This window comes from Coleofasciculus sp. C1-SOL-03, assembly GCF_040220555.1.
In the GTDB taxonomy this organism is placed as follows: Bacteria; Cyanobacteriota; Cyanobacteriia; order Cyanobacteriales; family Coleofasciculaceae; genus Coleofasciculus.
In genome coordinates this window covers 1-19,352 of the sequence record NZ_JAVJUO010000191.1, presented here as the reverse complement: position 1 = coordinate 19,352, position 19,352 = coordinate 1, and the positions used below count along the sequence as shown (strand labels likewise).

13 protein-coding genes are annotated in these 19,352 nt (G+C 45.9%); 11 read left to right on the top strand and 2 right to left on the bottom strand.

Translation table 11 applies throughout. The features are described from left to right. The first annotated feature begins 65 nt into the window (after window positions 1-65). From mltG to RIE73_RS29085, 8 genes are all read left to right on the top strand, one after another. Entirely contained in the window at window positions 66-1,157 is a 1,092-nt protein-coding gene (gene mltG, locus RIE73_RS29120) for an endolytic transglycosylase MltG (RefSeq protein WP_446404487.1), read from the top strand. A gap of 198 nt (window positions 1,158-1,355) precedes the next feature. Then, complete coding sequence (locus tag RIE73_RS29115; protein ID WP_446404509.1) at window positions 1,356-1,901, top strand: YqeG family HAD IIIA-type phosphatase; 546 nt, start codon at window positions 1,356-1,358, stop codon at window positions 1,899-1,901. A 219-nt stretch (window positions 1,902-2,120) separates the two neighbouring features. After that, window positions 2,121-2,243: a hypothetical protein gene (locus RIE73_RS29110; protein ID WP_446404486.1), complete on the top strand. Its 123-nt coding sequence runs from the start codon at window positions 2,121-2,123 to the stop codon at window positions 2,241-2,243. A 10-nt stretch (window positions 2,244-2,253) separates the two neighbouring features. Then, the gene (gene proB, locus RIE73_RS29105; protein ID WP_446404485.1) at window positions 2,254-3,369 is read left to right on the top strand and encodes a glutamate 5-kinase; all 1,116 of its coding nucleotides are present in this window, start codon (window positions 2,254-2,256) and stop codon (window positions 3,367-3,369) included. Window positions 3,370-3,628: 259 nt separating this feature from the next. After that, window positions 3,629-7,696, top strand: coding sequence for a TIR domain-containing protein (locus RIE73_RS29100; protein ID WP_446404484.1), 4,068 nt, complete (start codon window positions 3,629-3,631; stop codon window positions 7,694-7,696). A 227-nt stretch (window positions 7,697-7,923) separates the two neighbouring features. Beyond that, a complete protein-coding gene (locus RIE73_RS29095) occupies window positions 7,924-8,505 on the top strand; it encodes a Uma2 family endonuclease (RefSeq protein ID WP_446404508.1) in 582 nt (193 codons plus the stop codon). Between the two features lie 56 nt (window positions 8,506-8,561). Further along, window positions 8,562-9,095 carry a hypothetical protein gene (locus tag RIE73_RS29090; protein ID WP_446404483.1) on the top strand — a complete coding sequence of 178 codons (534 nt, stop codon included), beginning with the start codon at window positions 8,562-8,564 and terminating at the stop codon, window positions 9,093-9,095. A gap of 254 nt (window positions 9,096-9,349) precedes the next feature. Continuing rightward, on the top strand, window positions 9,350-9,562 hold the full coding sequence (locus RIE73_RS29085) for a hypothetical protein (protein ID WP_446404482.1): 213 nt from the start codon (window positions 9,350-9,352) through the stop codon (window positions 9,560-9,562). 210 nt (window positions 9,563-9,772) lie between these two features. On the opposite strand, the gene RIE73_RS29080 is transcribed toward RIE73_RS29085, so the two are convergent. Continuing rightward, on the bottom strand, window positions 9,773-11,356 hold the full coding sequence (locus tag RIE73_RS29080; RefSeq protein WP_446404481.1) for a B12-binding domain-containing radical SAM protein: 1,584 nt from the start codon (window positions 11,354-11,356) through the stop codon (window positions 9,773-9,775). A gap of 256 nt (window positions 11,357-11,612) precedes the next feature. Here RIE73_RS29080 and RIE73_RS29075 point away from each other — a divergent pair, with 256 nt between their 5' ends. Together RIE73_RS29075 and RIE73_RS29070 are read left to right on the top strand one after the other, a co-directional pair. Next, window positions 11,613-12,545: a cobalamin-binding protein gene (locus tag RIE73_RS29075; protein ID WP_446404480.1), complete on the top strand. Its 933-nt coding sequence runs from the start codon at window positions 11,613-11,615 to the stop codon at window positions 12,543-12,545. 214 nt (window positions 12,546-12,759) lie between these two features. Further along, window positions 12,760-14,136, top strand: coding sequence for a DNA phosphorothioation system restriction enzyme (locus RIE73_RS29070; RefSeq protein ID WP_446404479.1), 1,377 nt, complete (start codon window positions 12,760-12,762; stop codon window positions 14,134-14,136). A gap of 113 nt (window positions 14,137-14,249) precedes the next feature. Here RIE73_RS29070 and RIE73_RS29065 read toward each other — a convergent pair whose 3' ends face one another. Then, window positions 14,250-15,638, bottom strand: a complete 1,389-nt coding sequence (locus RIE73_RS29065; protein ID WP_446404478.1) for a hypothetical protein — start codon at window positions 15,636-15,638, stop codon at window positions 14,250-14,252. A 980-nt stretch (window positions 15,639-16,618) separates the two neighbouring features. On the opposite strand from RIE73_RS29065, the gene RIE73_RS29060 reads away from it, so the two are divergent. Further along, window positions 16,619-19,000: a M48 family metalloprotease gene (locus tag RIE73_RS29060; RefSeq protein WP_446404477.1), complete on the top strand. Its 2,382-nt coding sequence runs from the start codon at window positions 16,619-16,621 to the stop codon at window positions 18,998-19,000. Window positions 19,001-19,352: the final 352 nt, after the last annotated feature.

Here is a 19,352-nt window from a genome sequence, read left to right as displayed (position 1 = left end):
CCCCATTCCCCATTCCCCATTCCCCATTCCCTGTTCCCCATTCCCTGTTCCCTGTTCCCTGACAAATGACAAATAAAACAGTTCAACAATTCTCTAAATGGTCTTATTATCTTGCCTTACTCCCGGTAACCATGGTAATCGGTTTATGGCAGGGATGGGCATGGTGGAGTTGGGTACAGTCTCCCCCTGTCGATCAATCCGTAGACGCATCAACTAATACCCTACAAATTCAGATTCCCACCGGAACAGCCGCCCAGCAAATCGGTTTTGATTTAGAAGCAGCGGGTTTAATTCGTTCAGCCAATGCGTGGAGACTCTGGGGTTATTGGTTAAAACTGCAAGATCCCGACGGTGGATTTAAAGCTGGAACCTATAAACTATCCCCCAGTCAACCCTTACCCGAAGTTGCCCAAAAAATTTGGACGGGTGAAGTGATGCAACTCTCATTCACGATTCCCGAAGGATGGTCCCTCCAGCAGATGGCAACCTATTTTGAATCCCTGGGATATTTTAAAGCACAAGACTTTCTGGCGGCGGCGAGTCAGATTCCAGAGGAACAGTTTCCCTGGTTACCCAGTAACTTACCGCACCTAGAGGGCTACTTATATCCTGACACCTATCAACTGCCAAGCGATCGCGTCACGCCCCAACAAATTATTAACCAAATGCTCAAACAATTTGAGCAGGTGGCTTTACCTGTGTATCAACAGGGACAACAGCAGACTCAACTCAGTTTACATGAGTGGGTCACGTTAGCCAGTATCGTGGAAAAAGAAGCCGTCGTTGCCGATGAACGCCCCCTGATTGCCGGGGTATTTACCGCCCGTCTTCGCCGAGGGATGAAACTAGAATCTGATCCGACTGTTGAATATGGATTAGGCTTTCGTCAAACTGCCGATCAACCCCTAACTTACGCCCAAGTGGGAACACCCTCTCCTTACAATACCTATCTCAATCAAGGATTACCGCCTACCCCGATTGGTAGTCCCCGATTAGACAGTTTAAAAGCCACACTTAATCCCGAACAAACAGACTATCTGTTTTTTGTCGCCCGCTATGATGGCACTCATTTATTTAGTAAAACATTAGAAGCCCATGAAGCAGCAAGAGACGCCATTCGTAAACAACGGGAAGCGCAGCAAATTCAACAACCTTAAGAATGGAGCTTATTGGGTAAATTTTTGAACCCGTTTTAACGGGTTTGAGCTTTAAGCCAGAACTTTAGTTCTAGGCTGCGATCGCGAAGACTGCTAGGCTAGATGAAGCAGGAACACTGCGACAACCATTCGGTGGGAATAAAGTTATTGGCTGAGGACAAATCACGGCTTATGTCTTGGGTATCAAACTTAGAAAAGATGGCGTGGGTATCAAACTTAGAACCGGACTTAGTTCTGGACGGTCCGATCTTGAGTTTGACTCGAGATATCCTGCAACACTATACGCTTAAAGGATTAGTGCTGGATGTGGATGAAACCTTGGTTCCCCTGAAAGCCTCCCAAGCCTCAGAAGAACTCAGGACGTGGGTTGAAGACATTAGACCCATCGCCTCCCTGTGGCTGGTGAGTAATAATCTGAGTGAGACGCGCATTGGTGGGATTGCTAACTCCCTGAATCTGCCTTATCTCCACGGTGCGGGTAAACCATCCCGACGCAAATTAAAACAAGCCGCCGCCGCGATGAATTTGCCCGTAGAACAAGTAGCCATGGTAGGCGATCGCTTGTTTACGGATGTCTTAGCCGGAAACCGACTCGGTATGTTTACCATTCTCGTCGAACCCATGATGGACCCGACTCAGACTGCCTATTCTTCTCCCATTCGCGATTTTGAAGTCTGGATCACTCAAATTCTTGGCGTATCACTGCCCAGTAAGCAACATAAGTTTACAAAAAATGATAAATAAAAACAAACTGAAATATAAAGAAAAGATTATGAAAAAGCAGTTTACCAAAAAATCATGAGATTCTGATAATAGTTCAAATGGGGTCAGCCATTATAAAGACCCTAACCATAATAAAAACACCTGTTATAATTCCATAGCGAGCGCTATATCCCTGAGTTGAGGACGTAGCGCTCTATTGTGTTGAGAGGGGAAGATGGGGAAGCAATGTAGAGACGTAGCATGCTACGTCTGGGAGCAGGGGAAGATGAGGGAGATGAGGAAGATGGGGAAGATGGGGAAGATGGGAGACAAAATTTCTATTGCCTATTGCCTATTCCCTGTTCCCTGTTCCCTGTTCCCTAACAAATGACAAATGACCGAAACAATTGTTGTCAAAGTGGGTACATCCAGCCTGACTCATCCCGAAACGGGTCAATTAGCGCTGTCAACGATTGCGATGCTAGTGGAAACGCTGACAAGGTTGCGTTCCTCTGGGTATGGTGTAGTCTTAGTCACCTCTGGCGCCGTGGGAGTTGGGTGTGGACGATTGGGATTAAAGACTCGCCCTCAAACTCTCGCCCTCAAGCAAGCTGTGGCGGCTGTAGGTCAGGGACGGTTAATGCGAGTCTATGATGATTTATTTTCCAGTCTAAGCCAAGCGATCGCGCAAATTCTGTTAAGCCGCCAAGACTTGGTACAGCGCAGTTGCTATGTTAATGCTTACGCGACATTTCGAGAACTGTTGCAGCTTGGCGTCATTCCCGTAGTGAATGAAAATGATACCGTCGCTGTCGAGGAACTCAAATTTGGCGATAACGATACCCTTTCTGCAATGGTGGCGAGTTTAATCGAAGCCGATTGGTTATTCTTATTAACCGATGTTGATCGACTCTATTCGGCTGATCCGCGTCAAGTCCCCGATGCTGAACCGATTACCCTGGTGAACAGCATGGAAGAGTTAGCCGAACTTCAGGTACAAACTGGGAAAGCGGGTTCTCAGTGGGGAACCGGGGGAATGGTAACCAAAATTACCGCCGCTAGAATTGCCACGAGTGCGGGAGTGAGAACCGTGATTACTCAAGGACGACACCCCGAAGCGATCGAAAAAATCTTACAGGGAGAACCATTAGGAACGCAATTTGCCCCCCAACCGCGAACCGAAAACGCCCGTAAGCGTTGGATTGCTAATAGTTTAGTTCCGGCGGGTAAGCTGTATTTAGATCAGGGTGCAGTCAGGGCAATTTGTCAAGGGGGTAAGTCTCTATTAGCCGCTGGAATTACCGCAATTGAGGGTAATTTTCACGCCTCGGATGCGGTACAACTCTGTGATAGTCATGGCGTAGAAATGGCGAGAGGATTGGTCAACTACAGCAGTCTAGAATTACAGAAAATTCGGGGACATAAATCAACCGACATTCCCGAAATTTTGGGCTACGGTGGGGCAGAAACAGTCGTGCATCGAGATAACCTAGTTTTGAGTAATGTCTGACCTCATCAAGATAGGGAAGATGGCGTTGTAGGGGTTTGGTCTCCAAACCCCATTTCTTATGTAGGGGGAGATAGGGGAGATAGGGGAGATAGGGGAGTTGTAGGGGCGGGTTTGACAGCTAACGGGAAGGTTTTCACCCTGATATCCCTAAACCCGCCCCGACTAAATGACCAATGACCCTCTCCTGCTAATTGGCATCTTTAAATTGGGCGGCTTAAAATAGAGTCATCAATTGACCTCAGTACCATTTAAAACCATTATGTCTGGCTCTTATGATGCCTTCATTTCTTATGGACGAGCCGATAGTAAAGCATTTGCCAATCGGCTACAACAACGACTGTTTGCAGAAGGGTTAAAGGTCTGGTTTGACCAAAATGATATTCCCTTGGGGGTTGATTTTCAAAACCAAATTGATGAAGGGATCGAAACATCCCATAACTTTCTATTCATTATTGCGCCTCATTCAATTAATTCGCCCTATTGTCGCAAAGAAATTGAGCTAGCTATTAAGCTGAATAAACGCATTATCCCCCTGTTGCATGTTGAACAAATTAGCCAGGAAACCTGGAAGCAGCGGAATCCGAATGGCACAGAGGCGGAGTGGGAAACCTACAAAACCAAAGGCTTGCATTCCAGTTTTCCGAACATGCACCCAGCTATTGGTAAGATTAACTGGGTGTATTTTCGCGAAGGAATCGACGATTTTGATACTGCTTTTGCAGGTTTGATAGAATTATTGCAGCGTCATCAGAATTATGTTGAGCAACATACGCAGTTTTTAGTCAAAGCTTTAGCATGGGAAAGAAACCAAAAACAGACGAAGTATTTATTAATTGGTGAAGAACGACAACAAGCTGAAGCATGGCTGAAAATTCGCTTCAACGATGAGCAACCCCCCTGTGTCCCCACGGATCTTCATTGTGAGTTTATTACCGAGAGTATTAAAAATGCCAATAATTTGATGACTCAGGTATTCCTCTCCTACAGTGAGGAAGATAAATGGGTCATGCAGCAGATTTGTAATCGTTTGCGGCGAGAAAGTTTTACCGTTTGGACAAATAAGACCGATATTCAAACCGGAGAAGCCTTTCAGGAGGCAATTAATCGAGGAATTGAAGAAGCTGATAATCTAGTTTATTTACTGTCACCGGATTCGGTTACATCGGAGTATTGCCAGCAAGAGTTAGATTATGCTTTATCCCTAAATAAGCGAATTATCCCGATTAGAGTGCGAGATGTAGCTAAGGAAAAGACCCCCCAGGTTTTGCGGGATTTGCAGTACATTGATCTGACCGATAATGTGCAGGACGAAGATTATCAGATCGATGAAAACCAACTGCTAAGAATTCTGTATCAGGATGCTTCCTATTACCATGAACATAAACTTTTACTCACCAAAGCCTTAAAGTGGGAACGACAGCATCGAAATCCAAGTATTTTATTGCGGGGATATAATTTACGCCAAGGGGAAGCTTGGTTGAAGGTTGCCCAGCAGAGAAGCCAGCATCCGCCTATACCATTAATTGAAGAATTTATCAGCGAAAGTCTGCGCCAACCTCCCGGACTATCTCTAGATGTATTTATTTCCTATTCTCGCAGGGATTCTGATTTTGCCCGGAAGTTAAATGATTCCTTACAAATTCAGGGAAAAACCACCTGGTTTGATCAAGAAAGCATTGCCTCTGGTGCAGATTTCCAGCAGGAGATTTATCGCGGTATTGAAAATTCCGATAATTTCCTATTTATTCTCTCCCCTCGCGCCGTCAATTCTCCCTACTGTGCTGATGAAGTAGAATATGCGGCAAAGTTGAATAAACGCTTTGTCACGGTATTGCATATTCCGGTTAATCCGGCAGAGTTGCATCCTGAATTAGCCAAAGTACAGTGGATTGATTTCAATCAAAACCAGCGAGAGTTTAATGCCAATTTTAACCAATTGGTGAGAACCTTAGAGACGGATCGAGACCATGTTCATAATCATACTAAATGGTCGCAACGGGCGCTGGAATGGGAAAAAAAAGACAAGAGTGAGGATTTACTGCTGCGGGGCAATGAATTTGCGATCGCCGAAACCTGGTTAATTGAAGCCGAGGAACAGAAGAAACAGCCAAAACCAACGGCGTTGCAAACGCAATATATTCAAGCCAGTCACGCCGCCATTCAAGCCGGAGTTGCTAAAGAAAAACGGCGGGTGATGATTTTGAGGTCTTTATTGGGATTAGTGACGGCGGCGTTTGTGATGTCTCTGGGGGCGGGTGTTGTGGCATTCAGTCAGTATCGTAAGGCTGAATCCCTCCGCCGTATAGCGGAAACAGAAAAGTTAATTGCCCTGAGTAATGCGTCTGAAGCCTTGTTTATTTCTGATCAAAAACTTCCGGCGCTACTCGCCGCTTTAAAAGCCGGAATAACATTTAAATTTGCCCAGGATAAAGTAGGTAAAGCCCAGATTAAAGCAGATATTATTACCGCCCTCCAACAAGCGATTTACTGGGTGAGAGAACGAAATCAATTTGAAGGACATACCGAACAACTATGGTATGTTACAGTTAGTCCGGATGGCAAAATAATCGCGACAGCTTCCCAAGATGGTACAGTCAAACTCTGGAATCCAGACGGTGCAGAACTGCAAACGCTAAACGGGCATAAGGGTACAGTATTTGCGGTTAGTTTTAGTCCAGACGGTCAAACGCTGGCGACGGCAGGTGGGGATAAAACAGTTAAATTATGGACGGTTGAAGGGCAATTAAAACAAACGTTAATCGGTCACAGTGCTGCGGTACGGGATGTGAAGTTTACGCCAGATGGACAACAGATTATTTCTGGGAGTGAAGACCAAACCGTCAAACTCTGGACAACCGATGGGCAATTGAGGCAAACTTTTGCAGGTCATCGCGATCGCATTAATCGGATTGCGGTTAGTCCTGATGGTCAGCACTTTGCTACAGCAAGTGAAGACCAAACCGTCAACCTGTGGACAATTGAGGGGCAATTTCGCCAAAGGTTTACGGGTCATAATGCGGCGGTTTGGGGTGTGAGTTTTAGTCCGGATGGGAAAACCATTGCCACGGCAAGTAATGACAAAACCGTCAAACTCTGGAATCAAGATGGTACTCTATTGAAAACACTCACCGGACATACCGATGGGGTGTTGGCGGTGAGTTTTAGCCCAGATGGAGAAAAAGTTGCCTCCGGGGGGTATGACCAAACAGTGAAACTGTGGAATCGCGATGGTAACTTAGTTGATACTTTGAGTGGACATACCAACTTGATTTCCAGTCTAAGTTTCAGCCCTGATAGCAAAACACTTGCCAGTGCCAGTTTTGATCACAGTGCTAAACTCTGGCAAATTGCTGGGGTTGGGTTGCATACCTTGTCAGAACATGATAATTGGATATTCAGTCTAGCTTTTAGTCCCGATGGGGAACAGTTAGCCACGGCGAGTCGAGACAGTACCGTTAAACTCTGGACTCGTACTGGACAATTAATCACGACGCTAAAACAGCATCAAGAAGCTGTGTGGAGTGTGAATTTTAGTCCCGATGGGCAAACTATCGCCACAGCTAGTAACGATCGCACCGCCAAACTTTGGGATCGTCAGGGGAATCTGCTAACCACCTTGATGGGACATCAGCGCGGTGTCTTGGGTGTGAGTTTTAGTCCCGATGGACAGACGATTGCTACAGCCAGTGATGATCAGACGGCGAAACTGTGGACGATTGACGGAACTTTGCAACAAACTCTGAGGGGACACCAAGGAACTGTGCATCAAGTCCACTTCAGTCCAGACGGGCAAACCATCGCCACAGCCAGTAGTGACCAAACCGTGAAACTTTGGGATCGTCAGGGAACATTATTGAACACCTTAACCGGACATATTGGTTTTGTTCTCGATGTGAATTTCAGCCCGGATGGGCAAACTATCGCCACAGCGAGTCATGACCACACCGCTAAACTCTGGGATCGCCAGGGAAACCTGTTAACCACTTTAACCGGACATAGTGATGAAGTACAAGCGATCGCCTTTAGTCCAGATGGACAGATGATCGCCACAGCCAGTAACGACCAAACCGTGAAACTGTGGACGATAGACGGTACATTAGTGCAAACATTAACCGGAATTGGCGGTGGAGTTAGGGATGTGCAGTTTAGCCCGGATGGTCAAACCTTAGCCTCTGGGAGTACCAATCACCAGGCAATTCTCTGGGATTTGGACTATGTGGGTGATTTAGATAAGTTGTTGGTTCGCGGTTGTGATTTTGTCCGAGGTTATCTGCAACATAACCCCAACGTCAAACCGAGCGATCGCAATCTCTGTGACAAAATTTGAACAGATAAATGTGTTATGAATACTTGTGGGTGTAAAATCAATAAAGTTCGTTTTTACACCACTGCCCTCAAAACCCTGAGATGGCTTGCCGACCTAATCGCCAAATTTTACATTAACAGAGGGTTGAAACCATTGCCCATTGCCTATTCCCTATTCCCTCTCCCCACCACAAAACTTATTCAGCAGCCCCTAACTATTTGCGATCGCTGATCTACAAAATGAGTTCGATGCTCACTCCACCAATTACCCTTGATCTTAAGACCGTTCATCTCACCGATGAGCAATTTTATCAGCTTTGTATTACCAATCCAGACTTGAGAATAGAACGCAATTCTGAAGGAGGTTTAATCCTCATGCCACCCGTCGGCGGTAATAGTGGAAACCGAGAACTTGAACTAGGGGGGGAGCTGTATTTATGGAACCGTGAAACCCAACTGGGCAAAGTATTTAGTTCCTCAACCATCTTCAAGCTACCCGGAGGAGGCGATCGCTCTCCCGATGCCGCTTGGGTGGAACTGTCTCGCTGGCAGGCACTTACCCCTGAACAACGGCAAAAATTTCCTCCCATTGCCCCAGATTTTGTCTTGGAAGTGCGTTCCCCAAGTGATTCTCTAGAAATGCTTCAGACAAAGATGCAGGAATATCTTGATAGTGGGGTGCGTTTGGGTTGGTTGTTTAATCCTCAAGATCAGCAGGTAGAGATTTATCGAGTGGGTGAGGCAAAAGAAATCCGATCATTGCCTACAGAATTGTCTGGAGAAGCTGTGCTGCCAGGGTTTATCTTACGAGTTGCCAGATTCGAGGATTGATAAGTTTTTGACCATACCTATCAACATGAAGCATACAGTTCTTAAAAACAAGATTTATGGATGATCTCAAAGTATACATGTTAACGATTACTGGTTTGGCTCTTATTATTCTAATAGTTGGAGTTTTCTCTAGTGGTTTTGGTTGGATTTGGTTCTTTATTAAGTACTGTATCTTTATATTTAGCATCCATTTGATCACGTCTTTACCTGTAGCAGTACTTTGCCACCTAATCGTTTATCTCATGTTCAAAGGACAAGAAGGACGAGGAAACGAACACCTAAAAATCAACGTCCTTAAATTGCTTCTGATTATTATTTTAACTGCTAGTTTAGTTTTAATCAATTCAGTTTTATCGCAAGCTATTCGATTATCGCTGGAAGATCCACAACGTTCTGATTTATTAGGGTACGCATTCGGTTTTTTATTATCTGGCAGCCCTTACATTCTCTTTTTTAAATATATGAGTATGATGCGGTTCAATATCTGGCTACTGAAGATCTTCTTTAGTTCGATGTATATTGCTTTTTGCTTTTTCTTTGGTTGGATGCCCAGTTTTATAAACAGGTTATCTGAAATCATTGCGGTTTGAGTCATGAACAGTGGTATAGCGGTTCTCAAGTGCTACAAGTAAAAGGTGATCAGTCTTCGCCGACTTCTCAATAACAATAACAGACAATAACTGACATTCATTGAGTCTGAAGCGATCGCAGATAGCATCTCAGCCAGTTTCTGGGTATGATGATCAACAATATCATCGAGCCAACCGCACAGCGGAACAGGCGAAACCCCTCAGTTTTGGGCAGGATCAGGTTCAAGTGACAATAGATAATTAAGGGTGGATCTATGGAAAACGAGACCTTTGAACAATGGTGCGATCGCGTTATGGCTGAATTTGTCAGTCGAGGTCAGCTATTGGAATGGAACACAATCTCTCAATTGGATGAAGGTCGATGGCTTTTAGCCAATTTTGAGCTTGGTTCCACTCCACAGTACGTCGCTGACATGGTACAGCTAGCCAAGACAATCAAGCGCAGAAAACCACCAGAAGCACCATAATGTAAAAGGGTAGTGGCGTGGCACACCCTTTGCAAGATGAATTAGAATTACATCCATAAATTGTAGGGGCGCAAAGCTTTGCGCCCATAAAATCAGCAAATCTAATCCATCATTTTTGCTGTGTCAATCCAGTAGCAGGGGAATAGTTAAATGGCTGAAACAACCACCTATCAGTAATAAACTTTCTGCCCTCTGTCCTGGAGTCTTTTTCTATACAATTACCGGATTTTTCTGATTCTCTGTAGGGGCTTTCAACTGCTCCTCCCGTGCTAAAAACTCCGCCAATTGTCCCTCAATCTGATCCCTAACAATCTGACGATATTCCATAAAATGCTCATTGTGAGCGCAAACAATTAAATAATGCTCCCAAACTGCCGGATTCCGCCGCATCATACTAAACAAATGATGCCAAAACGTCCAGCGTGTCTTCCGTTTCACTCCCTGTCGCCAACAGACAATTGCCACTGCCTTTAAATCCACCCAACTCGGTAATTTAAACGGGGGTTTACACTTCGGTTCTCCCAGTTTCAGGAAATACCGATACACCCGATCTAAATATTGCTGCGGCTCATATAATTGACCAAACGCCTCGACATATTCCCTGGCAATTTCTTCTAAAGGTCGCGTGGGGATAAAATTCATTAACGTTGTCTGATTAATATTGCCATCTTTGCCTCGGAGTCGTCCCTCCTTATCCAACCGATGCCACAAGGCTGTATTCGGTAACGCTTGTAACATGGCAAAGGTTGTCGTGGGAATTCCTGTCTGTTCAGCAAACCGGACAATCCGCGAACCTGCACCCGATTTCTCCCCATCAAAGCCGACAATAAAGCCAGCAATTACCCGTAATCCTGCCTCAGTAATAATATCCACGGATTCAGCCAGTGAACTGCGGGTATTTTGGAATTTTTTGGTCAACTGTAAACTATCCTCATCCGGTGTTTCAATGCCCAGAAAAACGGCATCAAAATAGCACTCAACCATTAATTGCATCAGTTCCGGGTCTTGCGCCAAGTCCACAGAGGCTTCAGTATTAAATCGGAAAGGATACTGATGTTCAGCTTGCCAAACCTTTAACTCTTTGAGCAATAACTTCACATTCCGCTTATTGCCAATGAAGTTATCATCGACCATAAACACACCCCGCCGCCAGCCTAACTGATAGAGATACTCTAATTCTGCCAACAACTGGGCGGGAGTTTTCGTCCGAGGTTTGCGTCCATAAAGGACAATAATATCGCAAAATTCACATTGGAATGGACACCCCCGCGAGAATTGCACCGACATTGAATCATAAGCATCCAATTCCAATAAATCAAACCGAGGAATTGGCGTAGTTGTCACATCCGGTTTTTCCCCATTGGAACGGAATATGCCTGTCTCCTCTCCCCGTTGAATCGCCTCGACAAACAGGGGTAATGTAATTTCGCCTTCGTCTAAGATCAGGTAATCAGCCCCCGCTTCCTGCACCCCATCGGGAACAGAGGTGGGGAAAGGACCCCCACAAGCCACCCGTTTCCCTCGCCGTTTGGCTTCCCGGATTTGTGCCAGTAAATCCCCTTTTTGGACAATCATCGCTGAAAGAATCACAATATCCGCCCATTCCCATTCCGCTTCGGTGACGGCTCGGATATTGCGATCCACCAATTTAAACTCCCACGTCTGTGGTAAAATAGCCGCAACAGTGACCAACCCTAACGGAGGAAGCAAAACCTTGCGATCAACTAATTCCAAAATTTTTTCATAAGACCAGAACGTCTTGGGAAAGAGGGGATAGACGAGCAATGCTTTCATATTAGAACTAAATCACCTAAAGTTTGGCATCGGATAATAGTACAGGTTTTAGCACAAAAATCCGGTTAAAGTAACAAATTCAACCTCATGAATTTCGAGTGAGTGCTTTTCCCCCCTAAAGCAAACTTGTCAGGTGATAACTTATCGTTTCTCAAATTCTACAAAATTTTCACTCACATCCTCTCAAATCCTCTGCGCCCCTCTGCGTACCCCTCTGCGTTCCTCTGCGTTGAAAAAATAAAATCTTCACTCCATCATGCCAACATCCGACCTAAAAATAGTCTCCCTACTCCCCAGCGCCACCGAAATAGTCGCCGCATTAGGCTTAACCGAAGCCATAGTCGGGCGATCGCACGAATGCGACTATCCTCCCGAAATCCAAAACCGCCCCGTTTGTACCGAAGCGCGACTGAACGCCGAAAAACCCAGCGCCCAAATTGACCGGGATGTACGTCGCTTAGTCAAGGACGCCCTGAGCATCTACCAAATTAAAACCGATATCCTGGAACAATTACAACCCACCCATATTGTTACTCAAGATCAATGTGATATTTGTGCAGTCAATTTTCCAGAAGTCGAGAAAGCGGTTGCTGAACTCACCCAGAGTCAGCCAAACGTGATTTCCTTACAACCGACTCAACTGAACCAAGTGTGGGCAGATATTGAACGAGTAGCGGCTACATTAGGCGTAGACTCACAACCCTTGCTGAACCAACTCCAATCTCGTGTCAACACCATTCAGCAAAAGACACAAAACCTCTCCCTCGCCAATCAACCCACAGTCGCCGCGATCGAATGGACTGATCCGTTAATGGCGAGTGGGAATTGGATTCCCGAATTAGTCGATATGGCTGGAGGTCATCACTTATTTGCCGCTTTGGGGAAGCATTCACCGTACTTAGAATGGGATGCACTACTGAAAACTGACCCCCAGGTGATGATTATTATGCCTTGTGGTTTTGATTTAGAGCGCACCCGTGAGGAAACCCAGCAGTTAAAACAGCGTCCCGAATGGTCAGAGTTACAGGCGGTACGGAATCAGAAAGTGTATATTACCGACGGCAATGCCTATTTTAATCGTCCCGGACCCCGATTAGTGGATTCGTTAGAAATTTTGGCAGAAATTCTGCATCCGGAATTATTTAATTTTGGGTATCGCGGAAAGGCTTGGGACGTTGTAGAGACGTAGCAGGCTACGTCTTGAAGCTTGTGTAGGGGCGGGTTTTACTACTAACATGTCTTACCTCATCACAGATGTAACTAAACCCGCCCCGACTACTGGCGTGACGCAGCTAATATTGGGGAATAGATTTTACGGTTAAATCGGGCGCACCTCGATAAATTGGGCGCACGCCATGCGCCCCTACGGTACATCTGCCCTTGGAACCATCTGCCTTCAAGACATGATATCACCAGGCTGTCCCCGGATACCCCCATCACTGCACCTGCGTTCCTACCAGCAACAAGCGGTAACCAACTGGTTTGGCAATCAGGGACGCGGTACGCTGAAGATGGCAACAGGGAGTGGCAAAACCATTACCGCCCTCGCGATCGCAACCCAACTGTATCACCAAATCGGTTTACAAGTCTTACTGGTTGTTTGTCCCTATCGTCATCTGGTTACCCAATGGGCGCGAGAATGTCAGACTTTTAATTTAGAACCGATTCTGGCGTTTGAAAATGTACGCCATTGGCAAAATCAACTCTCTACTGCCCTTTATAACCTACAATCGGGCAATCAATTCTTTCTAACCATTATCACCACCAACGCCACATTAATCACACAGGGGTTACAATCCCAACTCAAATACTTGCCCCCGAAAACCTTAATTGTCGGTGATGAAGCCCATAACTTGGGGTCTCGACGCTTAGAAGAAAGTTTACCCCGCAATATTGGCTTACGTCTTGCCCTATCCGCAACACCCGAACGCTATTTTGATGACGAAGGCACCCAAGGGTTATTAGGTTATTTTGGCTCAGTTTTGCAACCTGAACTAACTCTAGCCGATGCAATTCACCAAGGGGCGTTAGTTCACTATCTCTATTATCCGATATTAGTGGAATTAACTGAAACAGAATCCATCGCTTATGCTAAGTTTACTAAACGCATTGGCTGGGCGCTAATGAATAATGAAGATATCGATATCCAGAACAATGATACGGTAACCGCCTTATTAATGCAACGCGCCCGTTTAATTGGGTCAGCCGCAAATAAGTTAACGGCATTGCGAGAGTTAATGGCAGAACGGTTAGAAACCTATCATACCTTATTTTATTGTGGAGATGGTACGGTTGAAGGCAGCGTGAGTCAGGAAACCACTCGTCAATTAGCCGCCGTGACTCGGTTATTGGGAAGTGAACTGGGATATCGAATTAACACCTATACCGCAGATACACCGTTAGCGGAACGAGAAGAACTGCGTCGTCAATTTGAAACCGGGGAATTACAAGGATTAGTGGCAATTCGTTGTCTTGATGAAGGGGTAGATATTCCAGCGATTCAAACCGCTGTTATTCTTGCCAGTAGTGGGAATCCCCGCCAGTTTATTCAACGACGGGGGCGGATTTTGCGTCCGCATCCTGATAAGGAACGGGCTACTTTATTTGATATGATTGTTCTTCCTCCCGATTTAGGACGAGAAACCTTCGAGGTAGAACGGAATTTGCTTAAAAAAGAGTTGAAACGGTTTTTAGAGTTTGCTGATTTAGCCGATAATGCGGGAGAAGCGCGACTGAAATTGCTACAACTTCAGAAACGGTATGGATTGCTAGATATGTAATTTTTATTACCCTAATTAGGGAAAACACCCAATTCCCATGATTATGTCCCACTCAAGTGATGGATTTGATTAGGTTTGTCGTAATGGCTTTAGCCTGAAAATTGCTTAATGAATTAGGATTTCTTCAATTGAACACCATACCAATTGAGAACGGCTAACCATACCATTGATAGCAATCCCGCCAGACTCAAGGTTAATCCACTATAGGGTACAAGTAATCCTAAAATCGGTAACACCATACCCGCGATCGTACATACTACCGCCGCTAGTGACGTTTGGCGATCGCGTCCTAATCCCCAAACCAATACCAACACCACTAACGAAATTCCTGTCCACGCTAACCTTGCATCAATAACCCGGCTAAAATAAGTCAAGGCTAGCAAACTCGCAAAGAATACACCCCCGGCGATCGCAACATTCCGTATACTCAAGGGTAGGGAGAGATAGAGTAACAATAACCACCACAAAAATAATCCTGGCGCTAATAACAACAGACGCGGAATTACCCCTGTATTGGTAATCGGATTGGTTGCGGTAAACACACCGAACGGATTGCGAACCGACACATTATCCTCAAACAGCCAAGTAAACACCGTCCCCTCTCCCTGATCCTGCATTTGGGTGGGTATAATTCCACTGGCAAAATCCGCTTGGGGAAAATTAGCATCAATGGTGAGGCGAAAATTAGACAGTAACTGTCCTCCTGCATTGTAAACCCAGCGCGGCGCTCCTTGGGCTTGGTACGTTACCTGAAATTCCGTCTCTTCCCCCGGTTCTAAACGCAACGGAAAACTATAGTTATTCGGATTGGTCGGTTCGAGTCGCCTCCCCTGCTGTTCGACTCGGAAATTTTGTAATAACGAATAACCGTAGGGTGGCGAAATCTCAAAAAATAGTTCTTGCGTTTCTGCCAGAGTATTAGTAACCTGATACGTAGCCGTAAAGTCAATCTGGTAATGATTCGTCTGATCCTGCCAATTGCGGATTTGATTAATTGTCACCTGAATTTCAGAACCTGCCAAGGCTAACAAGCGACTGACTTCTTGTGTATCCTCCACCTGAACAATTCTGCCATTAATTTGTCGATTGTAGGTAAACGGTTCCTCTACCATATAGCGAACTTGCGGCGCAGATTGTTCCAACCGTTCCCCCGCCACAGTCGCTGCAATTTCCGCCACTTGTGCTTGTTCCCAATGGTGGTAACGATTTCCCAAGGTGGAACAGAGAAAAAATCCTGCCACTAACAGAACAAGGACGACTATTCCATGCAGCAATACTCGTAAAAGTTGAGAATAGCGGACAAGCCATTCGCCAATAAAAATAGCTTGTTCCGGTTGAGTGCGGCGCAATGCAGCACCAATCATGGCAATGACAATTCCTAACGCCCCAACGAGTAAGGCTAAGGTTAGGAATGAACTGAGTAGCTGTTCTCCAAACTGAATTAACTCTTGAGGATGAGTGAGATCAGGTAAACCGGGAATACCTTGGGCAGTTTGATTCATTATACAATTCCCACTGTGAGTCGTCATTGGCATCTGGTGCGAAGACGACTGATCCTCCTTTAGAGTTTCTACAATAGGAGAATTCATCGTAGGAATATGGCGGCGGGGAGGGGTACGTGTCCATTGGTGTCAACTTAAGGAAAACACCGTAGGGACAAAGAGACGTAACCAATTAACATCACCCAATTCTTAATTTTATCAAGTCACACCCCTGTAGGGGCGACCCGCCGGATTTAATTAACACCACCCAACACTTAATTATGTCGGGTCGCCCTGTTTCGGGTATCACTGATTATGAAATACCGGGTAAAATTCGGTTATTTTTGATTAATATAAAACACTGTATGGGCAAAGAGACGTAACCAATTAATACCACCCAATTCTTAATTTTATCGGTTTTTCCCCCTGTAGGGGCGACCCGCCGAATTTAATTAACACTACCCAGCCTTTAATTATATCGGGTCGCCCTCCGTCGGTTATCATCTGAAACCGCACACATTTAGACGGGGGCGAGTCGAGATAGGTTAATTCTCGCACCGAACATTTGTGCAGCGACTCGCCCCTACACCCTACACCCTACACCCTACAGGTTGTTATGTTTTTATAGCATTGCAGTTAGAATTCAACAATTCCTTATCGAAGATGACAATCTTGACAATCCTCCTCTGCCCAATCCTTACTACCCCCTGGTGCTACAGTAACTGTATAACCTGTACCGCTCAAATCCTCAAGTCGTTTTGTCCCCGCTAAATCAATACTTTGATACCGGACTCCGAAATTATCGATATCAATCGCTTGAGTCGCGGAATTTAAAGTCAGCGTTGTCGAAAAACTGCCTACATTTAATGATAAACGTGAACCCCACCCTTACACAAAACTTTACAATGACGGGATCAGACAACCCCCGCGATTTATCCGCCGGATGAAACATTCCTGGCAGAACAGCGTATCGTTAAAGAGCAGGGTAGAATGAAACGATTATGGCATCTGTACCCAATCCCTCCCTTGATGCAGGTTTAGCAGCTCTCAAACAGGGCAATTACGATGTGGCGATCGCACATCTTGAAGGTGTCTGCGAATTTGAGTTAGACGAAGCCATTATTTCTCGCGCCAGTGTCGCCCTAGTCAAGGCTTATCGCCGCAGCGGTGATCCGCAAAAAGCGATCGCGCTTTGCCAAAGCCTCAGCCAAGATCTCAATCCCAAGGTGCAACAATGGGCGACGAATACCTTACCGGAACTGATGGCGGAATCCCCCCCTCCAGCCAATCAGACGGGGTTTACGCCAGCAGAAGATACTTCAGCGAATCCTACCGGATTTGTTCCCCTCAACTCGCCCTCCTCCCCAACCAAACCGGGAACGATTAAACAACGGTTAACCGATTCAGCTAAACGCCTATTTACAGGAGGTAAATCGCAACAACAGTCTCCGGGAAACCAACAATCTCCTCAACCCTCATCCCAACTCCCGGTTGCTTTTACACCCCCTTCCGCGCCCTCTGTCTTTTCCCCCAGCCCTCGGTTTCGCAACTTAGGGCGTGCAGAAAACTGGCGTCCGTTCAAACGCCCGAAATTAAGGCGATTGGGGTTAATTGGGATTGCAAGTGCGATCGCGTTTGCTTGGGTGCTGGGTTTCTGGTTAGAGTTCTTAATGGCAACCACCAACACGATTTTGGTGCAATTGCCGCTATTCTCACCGATTCAATGGTTCTACCGTGATCCCACTCAGCTTTTAGCTGTCTTGGCGATTGTGGTGCTAATCGTCTCTCCCTGGTTAATGGATTGGCTATTAAGACAGGTGTATGGATTAGAACCCCTCTCCGTCAGCCAACTCTCGGCGCGATCCTCGGAATCGGCTAAAGTGATTCAACGGTTTTGTCGTCAACGCCGTTTACCGTTACCGACGCTGGGTATTTTACCTACAGAAGCGCCGTTAGCGATAACTTATGGGAATTTACCGCGCACCGCCCGAATTGTCGTCAGTGAAGGACTTTTATCACAACTAGCGGAAGATGAAGTCGCCACGATTTATGCGGCTCAGTTAGGGCATATTGTAAACAGGGACTTTATCCTAAGTTCTCTGGGAACCTTAATTCTCCAGTTTCCCTATCTTCTCTATTTATATGTTGCTCAAGGGGGAGAACAGTTAGCGGAGTGGATTCGGCGCAAATACCCCGCCACCCAACGAGTGTTACCGCCTCTGTGTTTAGGAATTGCCAGTATTATTTCCAGCTTAGGTTACGCTACTTACTGGCTACTGCGCCTCCCCCTGCTGTGGTTTTCCCGGATTAGAATTTACTATAGCGATCGCGTGGCGATAGAAACCACTGGAAATCCCAATGGCTTAACCCGGGCGCTATTGAAAATTGGCTTAGGGATGAGTCATGCAATCCATCAAGCCGAACAAACCCGCCCCTTGTGGGATAGTTTTGATTTAGTCTTACCCGTAGGATACCGCCAAGGATTACTCTTAAGCAGTTGTTCGCCCCATGTCCCCTTTGAACGGGTTTTAGAGTGGGAATGTACCAACCCTTACCGCCACTGGTTAATTATTACAGCCGCGCATCCACTATTAGGCGATCGCTTGCATTTGTGCGCCCGTTATGCGCTTCATTGGAAACTAGGTACAGAATTAGATTTACCCATACCACCACCGCCAATACGGGATAATAAAACACGCTTATCTAAACTCATCGCCAGTTATGAAGCCTTTCCCTTATTCCAAAGTGTTCTATTAACCGGATTCGTTGTCGGTGTTGCGTTGCGAGTGGGGTTCTGGTTACTCGGTATTCTCAGTGACTGGCTATCTCGCTGGTGGATAACTGGATTCTGGCGGCTAATCTGGTTACACAACGCCGGGTCATTTCTGGATGCTTGTATCCTAATTGCCTTTAGCCTGAGTATTATTCTCTGGATTAATCGCTACTTTCCCGATATCAAACCTGCGGCGATTCGTCACCAACCCAGCTTGGAACAAATGCTAGCTGATCCGAATGCGTTCCCCTCTACCCATCAACCTGTGGAATTTACAGGTAAACTTTTAGGGCGACAAGGATTGCAGAATTGGTTAGGGGTGGATTTAGTTATTGAAACGGATAGCGGGTTAGTGAAACTGCATTACTTTTCCATTTTAGGTCCTCTGGGTAACTTACTCCCTCTGGGAACTCGCCCCAGTGATTTAGTCGGTGAATCGGTAACAGTAATGGGTTGGTTTCGGCGGGGGGTGACGCCTTGGATTGATGTGGAAACATTAAGTACATCAGATGGGAAAGTCAGTCGCGCCCATTATCCGTTATGGTTAGTGATTCTGGCTGTAGTGGCGGCGATATGGGCATCCTATTTAATTTGGACGTTACCCGCATAGATGTTTTGCAACTTTTACCACGGCGATTAAAATTGGAAGCCTTTGTAACCCCCGTTTCCCACGGCGATTAAAATCGCTGCTACACAAACAAAGTCCGCCTACGCGGACTGGGTTATAACAGGGGTGGCTAACCCTGATTTGGGATAACATCTTTTGTCACCTTAATGTCACTAAATCCACCCTTTTGTAGGGGCGGGTTTTACTACTAACGTTTGTTGTCACCCTGATGTAACTAAACCCGCCCTTTTGGTAGGGTGAGTAACCCCCTTTTACCACGGCGATTAAAATCGCTGCTACACAAACAAAGTCCGCCTACGCGGACTGGGTTATAACAGGGGTGGCTAACTCGGAT

Excerpts from the sequence above, each read along its gene's own strand:
- RIE73_RS29065 (WP_446404478.1), bottom strand. The coding sequence starts at position 15,638 with ATGAATCAAACTGCCCAAGGTATTCCCGGTTTACCTGATCTCACTCAT.
- RIE73_RS29075 (WP_446404480.1), top strand. The coding sequence starts at position 11,613 with ATGCCAACATCCGACCTAAAAATAGTCTCCCTACTCCCCAGCGCCACC.
- RIE73_RS29110 (WP_446404486.1), top strand. The coding sequence starts at position 2,121 with ATGCTACGTCTGGGAGCAGGGGAAGATGAGGGAGATGAGGAAGATGGG.
- RIE73_RS29060 (WP_446404477.1), top strand. The coding sequence starts at position 16,619 with ATGGCATCTGTACCCAATCCCTCCCTTGATGCAGGTTTAGCAGCTCTC.
- RIE73_RS29070 (WP_446404479.1), top strand. The coding sequence starts at position 12,760 with ATGATATCACCAGGCTGTCCCCGGATACCCCCATCACTGCACCTGCGT.
- RIE73_RS29085 (WP_446404482.1), top strand. The coding sequence starts at position 9,350 with ATGGAAAACGAGACCTTTGAACAATGGTGCGATCGCGTTATGGCTGAA.
- RIE73_RS29100 (WP_446404484.1), top strand. The coding sequence starts at position 3,629 with ATGTCTGGCTCTTATGATGCCTTCATTTCTTATGGACGAGCCGATAGT.
- mltG (WP_446404487.1), top strand. The coding sequence starts at position 66 with ATGACAAATAAAACAGTTCAACAATTCTCTAAATGGTCTTATTATCTT.
- proB (WP_446404485.1), top strand. The coding sequence starts at position 2,254 with ATGACCGAAACAATTGTTGTCAAAGTGGGTACATCCAGCCTGACTCAT.
- RIE73_RS29090 (WP_446404483.1), top strand. The coding sequence starts at position 8,562 with ATGGATGATCTCAAAGTATACATGTTAACGATTACTGGTTTGGCTCTT.
- RIE73_RS29115 (WP_446404509.1), top strand. The coding sequence starts at position 1,356 with ATGGCGTGGGTATCAAACTTAGAACCGGACTTAGTTCTGGACGGTCCG.
- RIE73_RS29080 (WP_446404481.1), bottom strand. The coding sequence starts at position 11,356 with ATGAAAGCATTGCTCGTCTATCCCCTCTTTCCCAAGACGTTCTGGTCT.
- RIE73_RS29095 (WP_446404508.1), top strand. The coding sequence starts at position 7,924 with ATGCTCACTCCACCAATTACCCTTGATCTTAAGACCGTTCATCTCACC.